Source organism: Kitasatospora sp. NPDC004669 (genome assembly GCF_040609455.1).
Lineage (GTDB): Bacteria > Actinomycetota > Actinomycetes > Streptomycetales > Streptomycetaceae > Kitasatospora.
In genome coordinates this window covers 1-17,214 of the sequence record NZ_JBEXKB010000012.1, presented here as the reverse complement: position 1 = coordinate 17,214, position 17,214 = coordinate 1, and the positions used below count along the sequence as shown (strand labels likewise).

Here is a 17,214-nt window from a genome sequence, read left to right as displayed (position 1 = left end):
TGATGTGCGGCGGCGCGGTCAAGTCTCGCCCGGCGGTTTCCATTGTTCAGTAAAGAAGATGAAAAATTTCTTAAGATCATTTCGGCACATCATGTCCCTATTTTGCACAAAGCCGCCACGGTTTCGTCAATTCCTCGCTGTACGTGTCGCACTGATGACCGATAGGAAGGGTGCGGACCGATCGCCGTAGGGGGAGAGTCGGTCGTTTCGCCTGCCCTTTGAAGGACTTGCCGTGCGTCGCTTGCTTGCACTCATCACCTCTTTGGCGCTTCTGCTTGCCCTTGGCACGCAAGAAGCGAGCGCGTTCACGGCGACCAAAGCCCCGGTGCCGACGGCCACGCCGAAGACCCCGCAGCAGGTCAGCGGCGACCCGAGCCAGGGCAGTCACACGGTTCCGTCCGCCCAGACCAGGAAGGACGGCGGCGCTCCCGGGGAGTCCGCGCACCAGCCGGGCCCGGGTGAACTGCCTGAGACCAAGGCGGTGCCGGGAGACACCACCACGCACCCCTCCGGCGACGGGCAGCCCAGGACGCCGGTGAAGGGCGAGGCCGTCACCCCACCGCCGTCATTGGAACACCGCCCCGGCGATGCCAAGCCCGGTCCCCAGTCCGGCGATGCGGCGAAGCCGAAGACCGCCGCGCCGCAGAACGACACCAAGGACGACAAGGGCGCGAAGAACCGCAGCGCCAAGGCCGCGGCGCCCTCGGCCCAGGACCTCCAGGCCCGTAACGACGCGGCCACCGGTGCCGGCTCCCCGGGCCTTCCCGCCGAGGGGACCGAGGTCACCGGCGCCCGGACCGACAGCACCTCGGTCTACCAGAACCCGGACGGCACCAAGACCCTGCGCGTCTACCCCCGGCCCGTGCACTTCAAGAAGGCCGACGGCAGCTGGGACGACATCAACACCAACTTCTCGCAAGACCGGTCCGGCCGCTGGGCCGAGGCGGCCAACAGCCAGCAGACCAGCTTCGCGGTCAAGTCCGACGACCCCTCGCTGGTGAGCTGGTCCCTGGACGCGGGGCACACGGTGTCCTACGGCCTGGAGGGTGCGGTCCCGGTGCGCGGCGTCGTCCAGGGCGACACCCTGACGTATCCGCTCGCGCGCCCCGCGAGTGATGTCGTCTACAACGGCCTTGCTCAGGGCGTCAAGGAATCCCTGGTCCTGCACGATGCGACCGCCCCGACCAGCTGGGTCTTCCCGCTGCACGCCACTGGGTTGACCCCGGCGATCGGGCCGGGCGGCGAGGTGCAGTTCAAGGACGCCTCCGGCACGGTGCGGCTGACGATTCCGCGCGGCTTCATGATGGACTCGAAGATCGACCCGGCCTCCGGCGACGGAGTGGTCAGCGGCGGTGTCACCTACCGTCTGGTCGACCAGAATGGCGTTCCCGCCCTTCAGATGGACCTGGACCAGGCCTGGCTGCACGATCCCAAGCGCGTCTTCCCGGTCACCGTTGACCCGTCGACCACGTCTATCGGCGTCGGCCAGTCGACCTTCGTCCGCTCCGACCAGACGGCGAACTTCTCGACCGACCCGCTGCTGCGGATCGGCACCTCCGACGGTGTCTCGAAGGTGAACAGTTACCTCTACTTTCCCGGCGTGTTCGACGCGCTGAAGAACGACTACCTGCACGCCGTCACCCTCAACCTGAACAACACGCACTCCTACGAGTGCTCGCCGCACCCGGTGTACGTCAACCAGATCACCAGCGCCTGGGATCCGGCGACGATCAACACCTACCCCGGTGTGTCGATCGGCCAGCAACTGGGCACCGCCAGCTTCTCCGCCGGCGACACTTGCGGCGGAGCGAAGTGGGAGCCCATTGAACTGGGCCACACTCACACCGATGCGGGCGTACAGCTGGTTGAGAGCTGGGCCCGGGGCGGCGCCAACTATGGCCTCGCGCTGACGGCCAGCACCACGAGCTCGTACGACTGGAAGAAGTTCTCCAGCGCCAGCAGCGCCTACCCGCCCTACCTTTCGATCGTCTACAGCGACTGGGCCGCGACCTACGCGCCGGCCGACAGCTACATGCCGCCGACCTACAACACGCCCGGCTACCAGCAGGTCACCCTGACGAACATGGCGGCCAACTGGTGGAACTCCAACAGCATGCAGGTCAAGGCCCGCTTCTTCGACGCGAACTGGAACGAGCAGTGGTTCAACGCGCCGCTCACCGGAGTCTCCGGGCTGGTCAAGACCTATGACTCCGTGACCGTCAACGGCGTGATCCCTCCGCTGCCGCTCGGACGGTCCTACTACCTCTGCTGGGACGGGTACGTCGGCGGGACCACATCCCTGCACGACTCCTACTCGATACCGTTCGGCCACTGCAGCACCGTCACCGGGGCCAACACCGCGCCCCAGCTGGACGCACTGGCCCCGCCCAACAACACCGTGGTCGGCAACCTCACCCCGCAGCTCTACGCCACCGGCCACGACCCGGACAACTACCCCGGCACGGGCCTGTCCTACGACTTCCGCGTCTACACCAACCCGGCGTCGGGCGACCCGCAGCTCATCGCGGAGTCGGGCTGGCAGCCCAGCACCTCGTGGGCCGTGCCGACGGGCAAACTCGCCTGGAACACCAGCTACCTGTGGAACGCCAAGGTCGGAGACGGCATCGGCGAGAGCCCGCTGTCCGGCACCGTCTCCTTCACCACCCAGGTCCAGCAGCCGGTGATCACCTCCCACCTCGGTGGCGCCGTCGGCGACGGCGCCGGCCGCCCCTTCGACGCCAAGGTCGGCAACTACACCACCGCGGCCACCGACGCCGACGTCAAGAGCATCGGACCGGCGCTGACGGTCAACCGCTCCTACAACTCCCTGGACCCGCGCACCTCGACGCTGTTCGGCAGCGGCTGGACCTCCAACTTCGACATGCGGGTGCAGCCCGACAACGACGGCACCGACTCCGTCGTCCTCACCACCGCGAGCGGCCGGGCCGCCCGCTTCGGCGCCGACCCGAACAAGGGCACCCTGTACACGCCACCGCCGGGCGAGTTCCAGTCCCTCAGCAAGGTCGCCACCGGTTTCGACCTGATGGCCAAGGACGGCACCCGCTACGAGTTCCACGCCGCCTCGGGCAACGGCTACGCCCTGTCCCTGGTGCGCGACGCGCTCGGCCGCACCCAGGAACTGAACTACGGCAACGGCGTCCTGACGACGGTGAAGGACACCTCCTCAGGCCGAATGCTGCACTTCGAGTGGACCGCCGGCAACCGGCACGTCGCGAAGGTCAACACCGACCCCGTCACCGGGACGGACTGGAACACCGCCCAGACCTGGACCTACACCTACAACACCAACAACCCCGACCAACTGGACCAGGTCTGCGCCCCGGCGACCGGCGGGAACACCGCCCGGTCCTGCAGCAGCTACTCGTACAACCCCGGCTCACACATGCGCTCGGCCGTCCTGGACTCCGCCCCCGTTTCGTACTGGCGCCTCGGCGAGGCCTCCGGCAGCACCGCGGCCAGCGAGGTCGCCGAGAACCAGGGCAACGACAACGCGACCTACTCCTCGACCGGCGTGACCCTGGGCACCCCCGGGCCGGCGGCCTCCGCGACGGCGGCGACCTTCGACGGAAGCACCGGCTATGTGACGCTGCCCCAGACCGAGTTGTCCACCTCGTCCTACGCCTCGGTCGGGCTCTGGTTTAAGACCACGGGCTCGGGCGTGCTGTTCAGCTACCAGGCGGAGACCTTCCCCGGCAGTGGCACGACGGCGGGCGACTACACCCCCGCGCTCTACGTCGGGACCTCCGGAAAGCTCCACGGCAAGTTCTGGTCCGGCTCCTCCAACCCCATGCAGTCGGACAAGGCGGTCAACGACGGCCAGTGGCACTTCGCGCTGCTGTCGGCTGCCGGGAACACCCAGACCCTCTACCTCGACGGTCAGGCCCAGGGCACTCCTCTGGCCGGCCCGGTCATCGCACCGGGGCAGCGCGCCGGTGCCATCGGCGGCGGCTTCACCAGCGCCTGGTGGCAGGACAGCCCGTTCAGTGACTTCACCGGCCGGGCCAGCTACTTCTCCGGCAGCATCAGCGACGTCGCCTTCTACAACCGGACCCTGGGCGCTCCGGCCGTCCAGGCCCTGTGGCAGGCCGGCAGCCAGCCCTCGGCCGAGCTGTCTGGGCTGAAGCTGCCCTCTGGCAAGCCCCGGCTCGCCGTCTCCTACGACACCGTCAAGGACCGCGCCTTCCAGGTCACTGACGACAACGGCGGCATCTGGAAGCTCAACAACCCGACCGTGTCCGGCTCCTCCCAGGAGTACCGTGGCACCGTCATGGGCTCCCGGCCGACCGACTACTGGCGGCTGTCCGACGGCGCCGGTGTGCAGGCCGCCAACCAGGTCTACACACCGCGGCCGACACCCAACAACGGCAACTACGCCAACGTCGACCTCGGCGCGTCCGGCCCGATGACCGGCTCGACCGGCTCCGCGTCCTTCGACGGAAGCACGTCCTGGGCGGAACTGCCCGCCGCCTACGCCCCGCAGACCGGTCCCGGCGCTCTCGCCCTGTGGTTCCGTACGGACCGCGCAGGCGTGCTGCTCTCGTACCAGTCGTTCCCGGTCAACGGCACCCCCAACGGCTCCACCGACCGCTGGAACCCGGCCCTGTACGTCGACAGCGACGGCAAGCTGCGCGCCCAGCTGTGGATGGGCGATGCCGCGCCGACCCTGGCCAGCGGTGCCACCGTCACGGACAACAAGTGGCACTTCGCGGTGATCTCCGCGGACACCCAGACCAGCCAGACCCTCTACCTCGACGGCGCGCCCGTCGCCGGACCGCTCAACGGCACGATCACCCCCAACGGCACCAACCACGTCTTCCTCGGCGCAGGCAACGTCACCGGCGGCTGGCCGCAACCGCCGGCCGACCGGGCAGGCCACTTCAAGGGCCAGCTCGCCGACGTGGCCGCCTACCCGCACGGCCTGAGCGCCGCCACCATCTCCTCGCTCTACCAGCTCGCCACCACCGCCGACGCCACCCAGTACGACGCCGCCGTGGTGGACAGCAAGCCCACCGGCTACTGGCGCCTCGGCGACACCACCGGCAACCAGGCCACCGAGCTGATCTCCTCGGCCGCGCTCGCCCAGAACCGCGGCAGCTACCACAACACCACCTGCTGCCAGAGCGGCCCCTGGGCCTCCGGCACCTCGGCGGCCACCGGCTTCAACGGCACCAACGCCTACGTCCAACTGCCCCCCAACACCGCGCCCAAGCACTGGGGAGCGGCCACCGTCGAGCTCTGGTTCAAGACCACCGCCCCCGGCGTGCTGTACAGCTACCAGTCCTTCCCGATCGACGGGAAGCCGAACGGCTCGACCGACCGCTGGAACCCGGCGCTCTACATCGGCTCCGACAAGAAGCTCTACGGCGCCCTGTGGACCGGCTCGGCGAACAACGCCCTGGTCTCGTCCACCACCGTCACCGACGGCGCCTGGCACCACGTCGCCCTGACCGGCGACGGCTCCGGCCAGACCCTCTACCTGGACGGCACCCCCACCGCGACCAGCACCACGGCCCTGCCCATCACCTACAACGGTTCGGCGTACGCCTACCTCGGCGCCGGCTGGACCGGCGGCGGCTGGCCCAACCCGCCATCCGACCAGGTCGGCTACTTCAACGGCGCCATCGCCGACTTCTCGATCTTCCGCTACCGGCTCACCAGTGACACGGTCTCCGGCCACTACAACCGCGCGACCTCCGCCGCCGTGGTCGGCGGCATGGACGCCGCGAGCGCCTACCGCGCCAAGGAGATCCAGGACAGCGCCGTCGGCTACTGGCGCCTCAACGACCCGTCCGGCTCCTGGTACGCCGCCAGCCAGCTCGGTGAAGCCCGCCCCGACGTCAACACCGGCAACCTGACCGACGTCCTGCTGAACGGCAACGGCCCCTCCAACGACCCCAACCAGAGATCGGCCGTGTTCAACGGCACCACCTCGCAGATCCAGCTCCCGTCCGACTCCGCCCCCATCCGCGGTGCGGCCAGCATCGAGCTGTGGTTCAAGACCACGGATGGCGGCCCGCTGTACAGCTACCAGGACTTCCCCGTCGGATCCCCGCTGGGCAATACCTGGAACCCGGCGCTGTACGTCGGTTCCGACGGCCGCATCCACGGCGAGTTCTGGATGGGCTCAGGCGCCGTCATGACCTCCGACCGGACCGTCAACGACGGCAAGTGGCACCAGGTCGTCCTCGCCGCCGACGACAGCGGCCAGACCATCTACCTCGACGGACAGGCCAGCGCCTCCGACACCAGCGGACGCAAGATCACCTTCAACGGCACCCCATACGTCTACCTCGGAGCCGGCACCACCACCGGATGGGGCTGGCCCGGCGGCGGCGCCGACCACTTCAAGGGCAACATCGCTGAGGCCTCGTACTACAGCGCCCGACTCGACGCCACCACCGTCACCGCCCACTACAAGGCCATGGGCGACGGCGGCACCGCCACACCGGTCACCACCGCCACCGTCACCGACCCCACCGGCTACAACCTGACCTACCAGTACGACACCCGCTCCTCCCGGCTGCTCTCCCGCAGCGACGGCTACGGCAACACCACCCGCTACAGCTACGACACCGCCGGCTACCTCTACGCCGTCAGCGACCCCAACGGACACACCATCACCACCGGGCACGACGCCCGCGGCAACACCGTCTCCCGGACCACCTGCCGCGGCGCCGGAAGCTGCCAGACCAGCTACGCCACGTACTTCCTGGACACCGGCAACCCGTTCAACCCCGCCAACGACAAGATCCTGACCTCCAGCGACGCCCGGTCCTCGGGCCCCGGCGACACCACCTACACCACCCGCTACACCTACGACGCCAACGGCCAGCTGACCTCCACCACCGCCCCGGCCACGCCCGACTTCCCCAAGGGCCGCGTCAGCTACACCCTGCGCACCGATGCCACCACCCAGGCCCAGGACGGCGGAACTGTCCCGGCCGGACTGGTGCGGGCCCAGACCGGCCTGCTCGACGCGGCGGCCTACCCGGACCCGGGCAAGATCCCCGCCGACCAACAGACCACGTACACCTACCGGAGCAACGGTGACGTCGCCGCCGTCACCTCCCCGCTGCGGCCCAAGGTCACCTACGGCTACGACAACCTCGGCCGCACCATCAGCCAGGCGTACAACTGCGACGACTGCCCCGGCGGCAGCCCCACCGCACCCCGGACGTTGGAGACCGACTACACCTGGGACGGCCAGGGCAACCAGGTCACCCGCACCGACCCCTACACCACCGACGCCGTCACCGGCACCAAGCACACCCGGCAGACCACCACCGCCTACGACCTCGACGGCAACCAGGTCAGCCAGACCGTCGCCGACACCACCGGGGGCGACCCGGCGCACACCACCACCTGGACATACGAGCCCGACACCAGCCGGGTCAAGCAGGTCAAGGACCCCGCCGGCCACACCACCTCGTACACCTACGACCACTACGGCAACATCGCCACCCGCACCGACGCGGCCGGCACAACCTACAGCTACAGCCACTCGCCGATGGGGCAGCTGCAGCAGACCGCTGTGACCAACTACACCGGCAGCAGCGCCACCCCGACCGCACCACGCTGGCAGGTCATCGACTCCCGCGGCTACGACCCCGCCGGCCGCCCCGCCACCGACACCGACGCCATGGGACGCACCACCCACACCTACTACAACGACGACAACACCGTCGCCGAGATCGACCTCGACGGATACCACAACACCGACGGCACCCTGCGCAACGTGGTGCTCCAGCAGAACACCTACGACGACGCGGGCCACCTCACCCAGCAGGTGACCGGTGGCGGCAAGACCACCACCGCCACCGCGTACGACGCCGCCGGCCGGGTCGCCAGCACGAGCGTCGACCCCGGCGGCCTCAACCGCACCACCGCGTACACCTACGACGTGGCCAACCGCCCGACCACCGTGGTCAGCACCGGCAGCGCGGACGCCAACTCGGCCTCCACCGAGACGGACTACGCCTACGACGTCACCGGGAACGTGCTCAAGCAGACCGCCCGGAACCAGCCCGCCGACTCGGTGATGACGTACGGCTACAACAGCCGCGGCCTGCGCACCAGCACCATCAGCCCGAACGGCAACGCGGCCGGCGCCGACCCTGTCCCGTACACCAGCACCACCGTCTACGACGAAGCCGGCCGGCCCACCCTCACCACCGGCCCGCTGTTCAGCGCGGAGACCTACGACCCGACCAGCCGCAGCAGCAAGCCGCAGCAGATCCGGCCGATCAGCCGGACCGGCTACGACACCTACGGCCAGGTGACCTCCCAGGTCGACGCGCTGGGCAACACCGTCACCAACACCTACGACTTGGACGGCCACCAGGTCGCCGTGGCCGGCGCCGCCTACACCGACCCGCAGTCCGGCACCACGATCACCCCGACCTCCACGATCGAGTACGACGCACTCGGCCGGCCCGTCACCAGCGTCGTCGACCCGACCGGCCTCAAGCTGACCACCACCATGCGGTACGACCAGTTCGGCAACGTGGTGCAGACCACCCTCCCGCCGAGCGGAGGTGTCTCCGCCCCGACCGTCACCAAGTCCTTCGACCTCGACGGTGAACTGCTCGCTACGACCGGCCCGACGGGCGCGGTCGGCCAGTCCACCTACGACGACCTCGGACGGCGCATAACCAGCACCCAGCTGGAACGCTACCCGGCGGCGGCCGCCTACACCTCCACCTTCACGTTCGACGACGCGGGCAACCAGCTGACCTCCACGACGCCCGGCGGCGCCGTCAGCAAGGCGAGCTACAACGCCGTCGGCCAGGTGCTCAGCGCCACCGACCCGGCAGGCGTCACCGTCCGCTCCGCCTACGACGGACTCGGCCGGACCAGCCGGGTGACCAAGGCCGACGGCACCGCGACCGTCACCGGCTACGACCGACTCGGGCGGACGCTGAGCACGACCGACCTGGACACCACGGGGGCCTCCGTGGCCACCCAGTACGCCACCTACGACCTGGAAGGGAACGTTCTCACCGCCACCGACAAGGTGGCCAACAGCGCCGACATCACCGCGCACGCACGGCAGTTCAGCTACAACCCGGTCGGCCTGCCGGTTCAGCAGGTCGAACCGGTCGCCGCAGGGCAGACGATCACCACCTCGGTCGGATACGACGCGGGTGGGCGCAAGACCCGCTGGACCAACGGGAAGAACGTCCCGGTCTACTACACCTACAACTCCCTCGGGCTCCCCGAGTCCACCGTCGAGCCGCCGACCACAGCTCACCCGACGGCCGCGGAGGGCCTGTTCACCACCAGCTACGACGCCGCCGGACGGGCCGTCACTCTGACCGAACCGGGCGGCGTGGTCCGCCGTCGCAGCTACGACGGCGCGGGTAACCTCACCCAGGAGACCGCCACCGGCGCCGAGGTCGCGACACCGAACCGCACCCTCGGCTACGACGCGGCCGGCCACCTCATATCCGTCGGAACCCCCGGCACCACCCCCGACATCTACACCTACAACGACCGCAGCCAACTGCTCACCTCCGTCGGCCCCGGCGGCGCCAGCAACTACAGCTACAACGGCGACAGCCGGATGACCGCCCGCACCGACGCGGCGGGCACCACCTCCTTCGGCTACAACACGGCCGGTCAAGTCACCAGCGCGACCGACCCGCTGACCAGCGCCACGGTCGGCTACGACTACGACACGGCCGGCCGCCTCACCACCGAGCGCTACGGCACAGGCGGCGGAACCCGCAGCTACGGCTACGACAACCTCGGCCGCCTGCGCGACGACACCGTAAAGAACCCGAACGGGACGACCGTCGCCTCGATCGGCTACGGCTACGACCCCAACAATCGCATCACCAGCAAGACCACCACCGGCACCGCCGGGGCCGCCACCAACCAGTACGCCTACGACCTGACCGGGCGGCTCACCTCCTGGAACAACGGCACCACCGCCACCGCGTACACCTGGGACGCGGCCGGCAACCGGACCTCGGCCGGGGGCGTCACCTCGACGTTCGACGAGCGCAACGAGCTGCTGAACGACGGCTCCACGACGTACAGCTACTCGGCTCGTGGCACCCTGACCGGCAGTACAGCCCAGGGCTCCCAGCCCAAGGACGTTCAGTTCGACGGCTTTGACCGGATGGTCAAGGAGGGACCGTCGACCTACACCTACGACTCGACCGACCGCGTCGCTCAGGCGGGGAACACCACCTTCACCTACGACGGCGGCTCCAACAACCTGGTCACGGACGGCACCGCCAGCTACACCCGTACCCCTGGCGGCAGGCTCCTCGGCACGGCGGCCACAGGCGCAACGCCCAATCCTCGCCTGGTGATCAGCGACCAACACACCGACGTGGTCGCCACCATCGACCCGACCGGGAAGAGCGTCGCCGGCTCCACCGCCTACGACCCCTTCGGCAAGCCCACGGCGAGCACCGGAGCCACCAACTCGCTGGGCTACCAGGGTGGGTGGACCGACCCCGCCTCAGGCGACGTCAATATGGCCGCCCGCTGGTACCGCCCCGGCAGCGGCACCTTCGCCTCCCGCGACTCCTGGCAGCTGGGCACCAACCCGTCGATCCAGGGGAACCGGTTCACCTACGGCAACGGCGACCCGGTCGACTCGATGGACCCGTCGGGGCACAGTCCCTGCGAGATCCTTCGACACTTCGTGCCCTGGCGCATCCCGCTGGTGTGTATCCCCGATGAGACTCCCGAGGACCGGGACCGGACAATCAAGAAGTGGGGGCCGCATCCGGAGGACTTCGCGGGCTCGGATTGGGCCGGGGGCGATGATGATCCACAGCCTTGGACCTACCAGGGTTACAGCACGACGATGACGTTCGCCCCACCGCCGTTGCGCCCGATCGAAAGCCTTGGCCTGCTCCCCGGCCGCGGCGGCTCCGGAAGCGGAGGCGGCGGCCGGAGCAATCCGGGCCCGCATCACAAGCGCCCTGGCCCGCGCACGCCTGGCCCCACGCTGCCCAGGCCCAAGCCCCCGACCGACACCCGTCCGATCAACGACAACGACCGCCCGCACGCCGAACCCAGCCTGATCGACTTCTTCACTGACACCGTCGTCACTGTAGGCACCGCCTTCGTCACCACCGTGACCGTCGTGGGCACCCCGGTGGTCGTCGGCACCGCCACCCTCGTCGGCTCCGGCATTGGCGCCGGCACCGACGCCCTGATCGACCTCGGCGAGGACGTCTACAACCTCATCAACGGCGGCAGCGGCAACCCCGCGCCCGCCCCCACGCCCAACCCGGCTCCGCCGACCCGTCCGTGGCCGATCCCGCTTCCGCTGCCCGACCCTGGGCCGACCAACCCGGGCCCCGGGGGGAGCGGCAACCGGCGCGTCCTTACCTGCGAGGACCTGAAGCCGTCGGGGGCTGTGCCCTTGAATGGTGGCGGATGGGTTGACTACCTGCCGTCGGACAGCCAGGGCCGTAACACGGGAGTCAACGCCTGTCTCGAAGGGAAGCCCAGCTCCAGCAGGGGGCAGTCGGCGACCGGGGCCGGCGACATCCGGGGCTGGATCGACGCCCAGGCGCGGGCGACCGCCCTCAAGTTCACTCCGAGGTCTGATCTCGCCCGCTGCCACTCCGTGCCGCGCATGGCCGGCGGAACGGCGGACGAGCGGAACCTGACGCCGTGCTTCCAGCAGGGGGCCAACACCAACCAGCGGACCGGCGGCAGTATCACCAACAGCATGCGGACGTTCGAGACCAAAGCCGAAAAGGTCATGCCCCAGGGCCCTGTGCTGTACGACGTGCTTCCGCAGTACAACAACGACAGGAGCACCATCCCAAACGGGTGGGGGATGGGGTTCTACGGTTGGGACGCCAACACCGGGCTGCGCACGGACTCCGATCGGACGGTCGTGGACAACGGGAAGTATGGCTCCAACGGATATGCGAACCTCGGAAACTAGCCTCCGGCGGGAACGGGAGGCTGATAGGAGTAGACATGAACATCGAGGAGATGCTGGACCGGCTCGGCGCGGTGATCGGGCCGCCGCCCCCGGACGGAGTGGTCCCGGTCCCGTGGGAGCTCGGGCCCGAGGAGATTGGCTTCCAGCTGCCCGCGGACTATCGGGCGTTCGTCGACCGGTACGGGATGGTCAGCATCAGAGACGAATTGCACATCTACGCACCATCGGCGGCGCCCAGTTCCAAGACCGAGCAGCCGCTCGGCTTCGCGGGATTCCTGTACTACACGACGGATCCCTACGGGTACTGTGCCATGCTGGCCCAGGCCTACCGGGACGGGGACTACGACGAGTGCCCGTATCCGCTGTTCCCGGCCGAGGGCGGGCTTCTGAAGTGGGGCAACAACTGGAGCTCCGACCAGTTCTTTTGGCTGATGCGGGGCCCGGACCCGGACCGGTGGCCGGTCGCTGCCAAGTTCGACTCGATGCGGGAGTGGGACCTGTTCGAGGGCGGCTTCCTGGAGTTCCTGCTGGCGGCGGTGACGGAGCAGTATCCGTACCATGGGGACGTTGTGCCCGGTGGGATGAAGCCGGTCGGTGATGGCCGTGCTTATCGCTTTTGGGGTGACTGGTCGAAGCAGATTTGGCAGTGAGCCCACGAACATTGGTTAACGGCTGGGCTGCTGGGGTCCTCGGATGGTTGGAGAACGCGGCAGGGTGACTCCCTGCTCCGCTCATTAATGTGGTCGTCCACGTGGGTCCACCCGCCCCGAAGGCCGAACGGGAGGTCACCTGCCCGCGCTCGCTGGTGCGGTGCGGACAGGGGCCGATCGTGGCCCCGCCGAGGGCGGCTTCGGCCGCCAGAGAAGGCAGATGAGCGATGAAAGGGGTGGACCGGGCGGGACAACGTGCTGGTCAAGGGGCGGGACAAGGGGCGGCGTCAGACCGCGGACAAGGGGTCGGTGTGCAGTGTCGGCCGCGTCCGGAGAAGGCCGCGGCCGCTGCCCGCCGCGCCCGCGAGCAAGCGAGCGGGAGGCGAGCCGCCCGGCCTGCACCCGCTGCGAGGCGAAGCTGGGGCGAGCTGGTGTGCACGGCCTGCCAGAAGGAGGAGTCCGACCGGAAGCGGGCCGAGCGGTCCGCCGCCGCGGCCGAAGCCGCGGCCGCCGAAGTGGCCAGGGCGAAGAACGCCAGCTCCTGGTGGCGCCGCTCCTGAGCGGCGGCCGTAGCCGCAACGGGGTGCAACGCGACCGCGTTGCACTCTTGACCTGCGAAAATCCTCGGCGACCCGGGCCGGGAGGAGCGTGTTGCACTCCGTGTTGCCCCTGGCCCGGCGGCTGTGACCTGCACCGGGGAGTTTCGTTGGCGGCTGGTGAGTTTCGCCCCGGAGCGGTGGTGAGTTTGTCCGCCTGGGCAGCCACCCGCCGGTGAGTTCCGGGGCTCCGGCCGGTGAGTTTCGGGTGTCGGTGCAGGTCGGTGGCCGGTGAGAACGGACGGGGCTGGGCTGTCCGGGTGGTGGCCAGGTTCGGCGGGACGGCGCGGTGGGCAGAGCCTCCGGCATGACGACACCCTCGACCAGGCGCCACCGGCGCCGTCCGGCAGCGCTCGCCGTCCCCGCACCCGCTGCTCCGGTCCGCACCGCGAGGCCGCTGGCCCCGGCCCGACCGCATGGCGCGGGCGGGTGCTGCCGGACCTGGTCCAGCGAACACCTCACCCCGGGCGGGATGGTCGTGAGGACCACCTGGCACGAGCCTGCCTGCCGGACCTGGGGCCGGCCGTGACCAACCCCGCCGGGCCGGGCGCCCGGTTCGAGTCCGGCGCCACGGTCGTGCGCCGCGACATCCACGCGGGCAAGGTGTGGTCCGCCCAGCCCTACCGGACCCTCGCCGACACCGACACCGACACCGGCACCGTCCTCGAACTCGCCTACTGGCCGGGCATCCGCTCCCTCGCACCCACCACCTGGACCACGGCGCTGCGCACCGGCGACGACACCTCCCGCAAGGACGGCCTGGCCAACCTCGCGGCCGGCACCTGGGAGCTGGAGCCGTGGGCCTGGCAGCACACCGTCCTACGCTCCCGCTTCGAGGAGGGCCAGTGGTTCTTCCTGCACCACTTCCAGACCCCGGCGGGCGAGCCGCTGCGCCTGTACGTGAACTTCGAGCGCCCGGCGGTCCGGACCCGGATCGGGATCGACACCTTGGACCTGCTCGTCGACCTGGTGGTCGAGCCCGACCTGTCCGCGGCGACGTGGAAGGACGAGGACGAGTACGCGCACGGCCGCCGCCTCGGCTTCATCACCGACGCGGATCACCGAGCGGTCGAGCAGGCCCGCGAGCGCGCCCTCGGCCTCCTCCAGGACCGCGCCGGCCCGTTCGCCGAGCCGTGGCCCGCGTGGACGCCGGACCCGGTTTGGCCGGTGCCCGTATTGCCTGGCGGAGCTGGCCAGGCCGATCCGGGCTGACTCGGATCCGGGGTCGGACGAGGCCGTGCTCCTGTGGCCAGTCGGCGGTTGTGCGCGGTGGTGAGGCCTAGGGGATGTACTCGTCCTCGCCGGTGCCGTAGTCGTTGGCCCAGTCAAGGTCGTCGGGGGCCTTCCAGGTCTTCCGAAGCGCCTTGAACTGCTGGTTCCTCTCCTTGCGCAGGGCTTCCTCCTCGCCCCTGTCGTGGAGCTGCGACAGCTGCCAGGACGGACGGTAGGGGGTGCCGTCGCCGTGAGTGCGAGCGATGCGCGCGAGGGCCCGGGCGCCGAGACTGGGGTGGTCAGCCAGTCGTTGGTACGCGGCCATCCACTCCTTCCTACGCGGCGGGGGTACGGCGCAGGCGGCGAGGAACGCTTCGAGGAGCTGACGGCTGGGCAGACGAGGCCTCTTACGAGGGTCGAGGAGGCGGTCGAGGGTGGTGTGCGGGAGGTGGCCTGGTGGGGCGTCGGCCTCAAGGCGTCGGCTGGAGGGGCGGCCGGCCTGCAGGCGGACGTAGCGCATTGCGGTGCGCAAGTCGGTGAGGCTGAAGATCGCGCCAGGGGTGATGCGCCGGGGAAGGTTGCGCTCGGCGGCCCGGGCAGTGGCGCGGGCGGCATCGCGGCGCAGCCGCAGAGCTGTGTTGGCGTCGTGGCCGCAAGCCTTGGCGAACGCGATGGTGACCTCCTTCGTGGGGACGGTCACCCCGGCGGCCGCTCGTTGGAATGTGGCCACGGAGTAGCCGTTGCTATCCGGGTGCTCGGCGATCTGGCGGTAGCTCAGGTGGGCGTCGGCGCGCAGCTTCCGAAGGTGGTGGGCCAGCCGGCGCAGCTCGACGAAGGCGTCGGCCGCGATGGGCTTCTCGGGTCGTCCCATGGCCGTGCTCAGCCCACCGTCGGTGCCGCCGTACGAGGGCGCCGACGGCCCGACAGCAGGCTGACGGCGAGGTCCAGCAGCTTCACGGCACCAGGCGGCACGGCCAGAACCGCCACCACGCGCTCGACCGGGACGCCGAGGGCCACGGTGATGGCGGCGGCGAGCAGGACGACTACCACCAGCACCAGGCGGCGCGGCGCACCGGCCAGGATCCCGCGAGCGCGGTCCCAGAGGTTGACGCAGGACAGGCGGACAGAACTGGGCTTGGACATGCGGAAGGAACTCCTGTCGAAGAGGGAGGACAAATCTGAAGAGCCGCCAGGGACGTCGTCCCACCTTCGGATCGGCGGGCGCCGAGTGCCTCCTTGCGGCCAGACCACCCTCTCGCGCAGACGCCTGGCCGCGCCAATATGTTGGCGGGATTGATTCAGATCCGCCTACGTACGTTCCACCCGATGTCCGCGCTCACGGCTGCTCTTTGTGCACTCTGAACTGGCACGATGGTGTGCGTAGTCGCCAGATCTGCCCCAGCTGACCGTGGGCTCTGAAGGGCTCCACCCGGCTACAGCTCCGTCCACCCGCAGGCCCGCCCGCCCCGGCCGCCGAGCGGGTGCCAGATCGGGGCGGCCGGTCCGCGCTGGACCAGGTCCTCGATGCGGGCGGCGCCGGCCGGGACGGCGGCGAGCATCTCGGCGACGGCCGGGTTCTCCTCGGCGGCGAGGCGCAGGTCCGCCACCGCCGGGCGAACCCCGGCGGCCGCCGTGCCGACCAGGACCACCAGCAGCCGTGGGAAGGACCGCCAGCGCCGCTCCCACGCCCGACCCGCCCCGCCCTCGCCCGCCTGCTCCCACACCCCGGCGCATGCCGCCAGCTGCGCCGCGGTCTGCTCGTCGCCGACACCGGGGCGGTGGCGCTCGACGAACGCCCGGAGCCGGTGCCGCTCCTCGCCGGAGCCGGCGGTGTAGGCGAGGTGCGCGGCGGGCCGGTACACCTCGTCGCCGGCGGGCAGCTCCGGGGCGGGGACGAGGTCGAGCGGGCCGCAGGCCTCGCCGCGGGTGCGGGCGTCGGCGACGAAGGCGGCGTGGATCCGGCCGACGTCGAGCAGGTGCTCGCGCCCGTGCCGTACCGCCGGCTTCTCCGAGCCGGGCACCGGGACGCTCGGACGCAGAACCTCGGGGAAGGTGGCCGTCACGGCAGAGCCGGCCGCGGTGAGGTGCCAGGCCTTCGCACGGCCGGCCTGCGGCAGGGTCACGAACTCCGCCAGCCCCTCGGCCTGGAGCCGGGCCATGCGCTTCTGGGTCTGCTTGATCCCGGCTGCGCCGCCGTGGAGCTGGTGGAGCTGCTCGGCGGTCGCCAGGGTGAAGCGGGCGAGCGTCACCAGGACGTCGTGGTCGGTCTCCAGATCCCCGTGCACGTAGGTGCTCCCTCATTCCGAGGCGCGGGCATCTCCCGCGCTCGGAGAATGGAACCCCATGAAACTCACCGGATTTCTGTCCACCAACGTTGGTCTTTCATAACGATTTGATAACTCCCGCTATCAAGGTATCCCACGTTCTCGCCGGTCCGAAATGCGGTCCGTAATCCCGTCCGCCAACCAGTCCCTATCCCGAGGCCTCTGTCGGCCGGATCGGCACGCCTCTGACCTGCTGGGATGGCCATCAAGGTGGCCTGGTGAGTTTCCTTGGTGGCCCATCAAGGAAACTCACCAATACCTTGGTGGCCCTGGTGAGTTTGCCGGACCACTTCCGTTCCCCCTGCCGTTTCCCCCTCCGCTGCCCCTACCGGCCCTCTCACGCCGGATGCGGGAAAACGGGCAGGTCAGTGCCGGAATCCGGGCCGCCACCGCATCGCGAGTGAACGCGCACACCCAAGTACAGCTGAACGTGCACAGCGTCGTGCAGATCGACGATGAGACGAGCAGAGGCAGGTCCGACGCTTCAATCG

Annotated in this window: 6 protein-coding genes; 3 read left to right on the top strand and 3 right to left on the bottom strand. The window is 69.8% G+C overall.

Annotated features, from left to right (window positions below):
• Window positions 1–325: 325 nt before the first annotated feature.
• From ABZW30_RS12675 to ABZW30_RS12665, 3 genes are all read left to right on the top strand, one after another.
• A complete protein-coding gene (locus ABZW30_RS12675; RefSeq protein WP_355671083.1) occupies window positions 326–11,941 on the top strand; it encodes a LamG-like jellyroll fold domain-containing protein in 11,616 nt (3,871 codons plus the stop codon).
• Between the two features lie 35 nt (window positions 11,942–11,976).
• A complete protein-coding gene (locus ABZW30_RS12670) occupies window positions 11,977–12,591 on the top strand; it encodes a hypothetical protein (RefSeq protein WP_355671082.1) in 615 nt (204 codons plus the stop codon).
• A gap of 1,121 nt (window positions 12,592–13,712) precedes the next feature.
• Window positions 13,713–14,399 (top strand): DUF402 domain-containing protein, encoded by a 687-nt coding sequence (locus tag ABZW30_RS12665; protein ID WP_355671081.1) that lies wholly within the window; start codon window positions 13,713–13,715, stop codon window positions 14,397–14,399.
• A 67-nt stretch (window positions 14,400–14,466) separates the two neighbouring features.
• On the opposite strand, the gene ABZW30_RS12660 is transcribed toward ABZW30_RS12665, so the two are convergent.
• From ABZW30_RS12660 to ABZW30_RS12650, 3 genes are all read right to left on the bottom strand, one after another.
• A complete protein-coding gene (locus ABZW30_RS12660; RefSeq protein WP_355671080.1) occupies window positions 14,467–15,270 on the bottom strand; it encodes a helix-turn-helix domain-containing protein in 804 nt (267 codons plus the stop codon).
• An 8-nt stretch (window positions 15,271–15,278) separates the two neighbouring features.
• A complete protein-coding gene (locus ABZW30_RS12655) occupies window positions 15,279–15,542 on the bottom strand; it encodes a hypothetical protein (RefSeq protein ID WP_355671079.1) in 264 nt (87 codons plus the stop codon).
• A gap of 290 nt (window positions 15,543–15,832) precedes the next feature.
• A complete protein-coding gene (locus ABZW30_RS12650) occupies window positions 15,833–16,684 on the bottom strand; it encodes a replication-relaxation family protein (protein WP_355671078.1) in 852 nt (283 codons plus the stop codon).
• Between the last annotated feature and the right edge of the window lie 530 nt (window positions 16,685–17,214).

Excerpts from the sequence above, each read along its gene's own strand:
- ABZW30_RS12655 (WP_355671079.1), bottom strand. The coding sequence starts at position 15,542 with ATGTCCAAGCCCAGTTCTGTCCGCCTGTCCTGCGTCAACCTCTGGGAC.
- ABZW30_RS12670 (WP_355671082.1), top strand. The coding sequence starts at position 11,977 with ATGAACATCGAGGAGATGCTGGACCGGCTCGGCGCGGTGATCGGGCCG.
- ABZW30_RS12660 (WP_355671080.1), bottom strand. The coding sequence starts at position 15,270 with ATGGGACGACCCGAGAAGCCCATCGCGGCCGACGCCTTCGTCGAGCTG.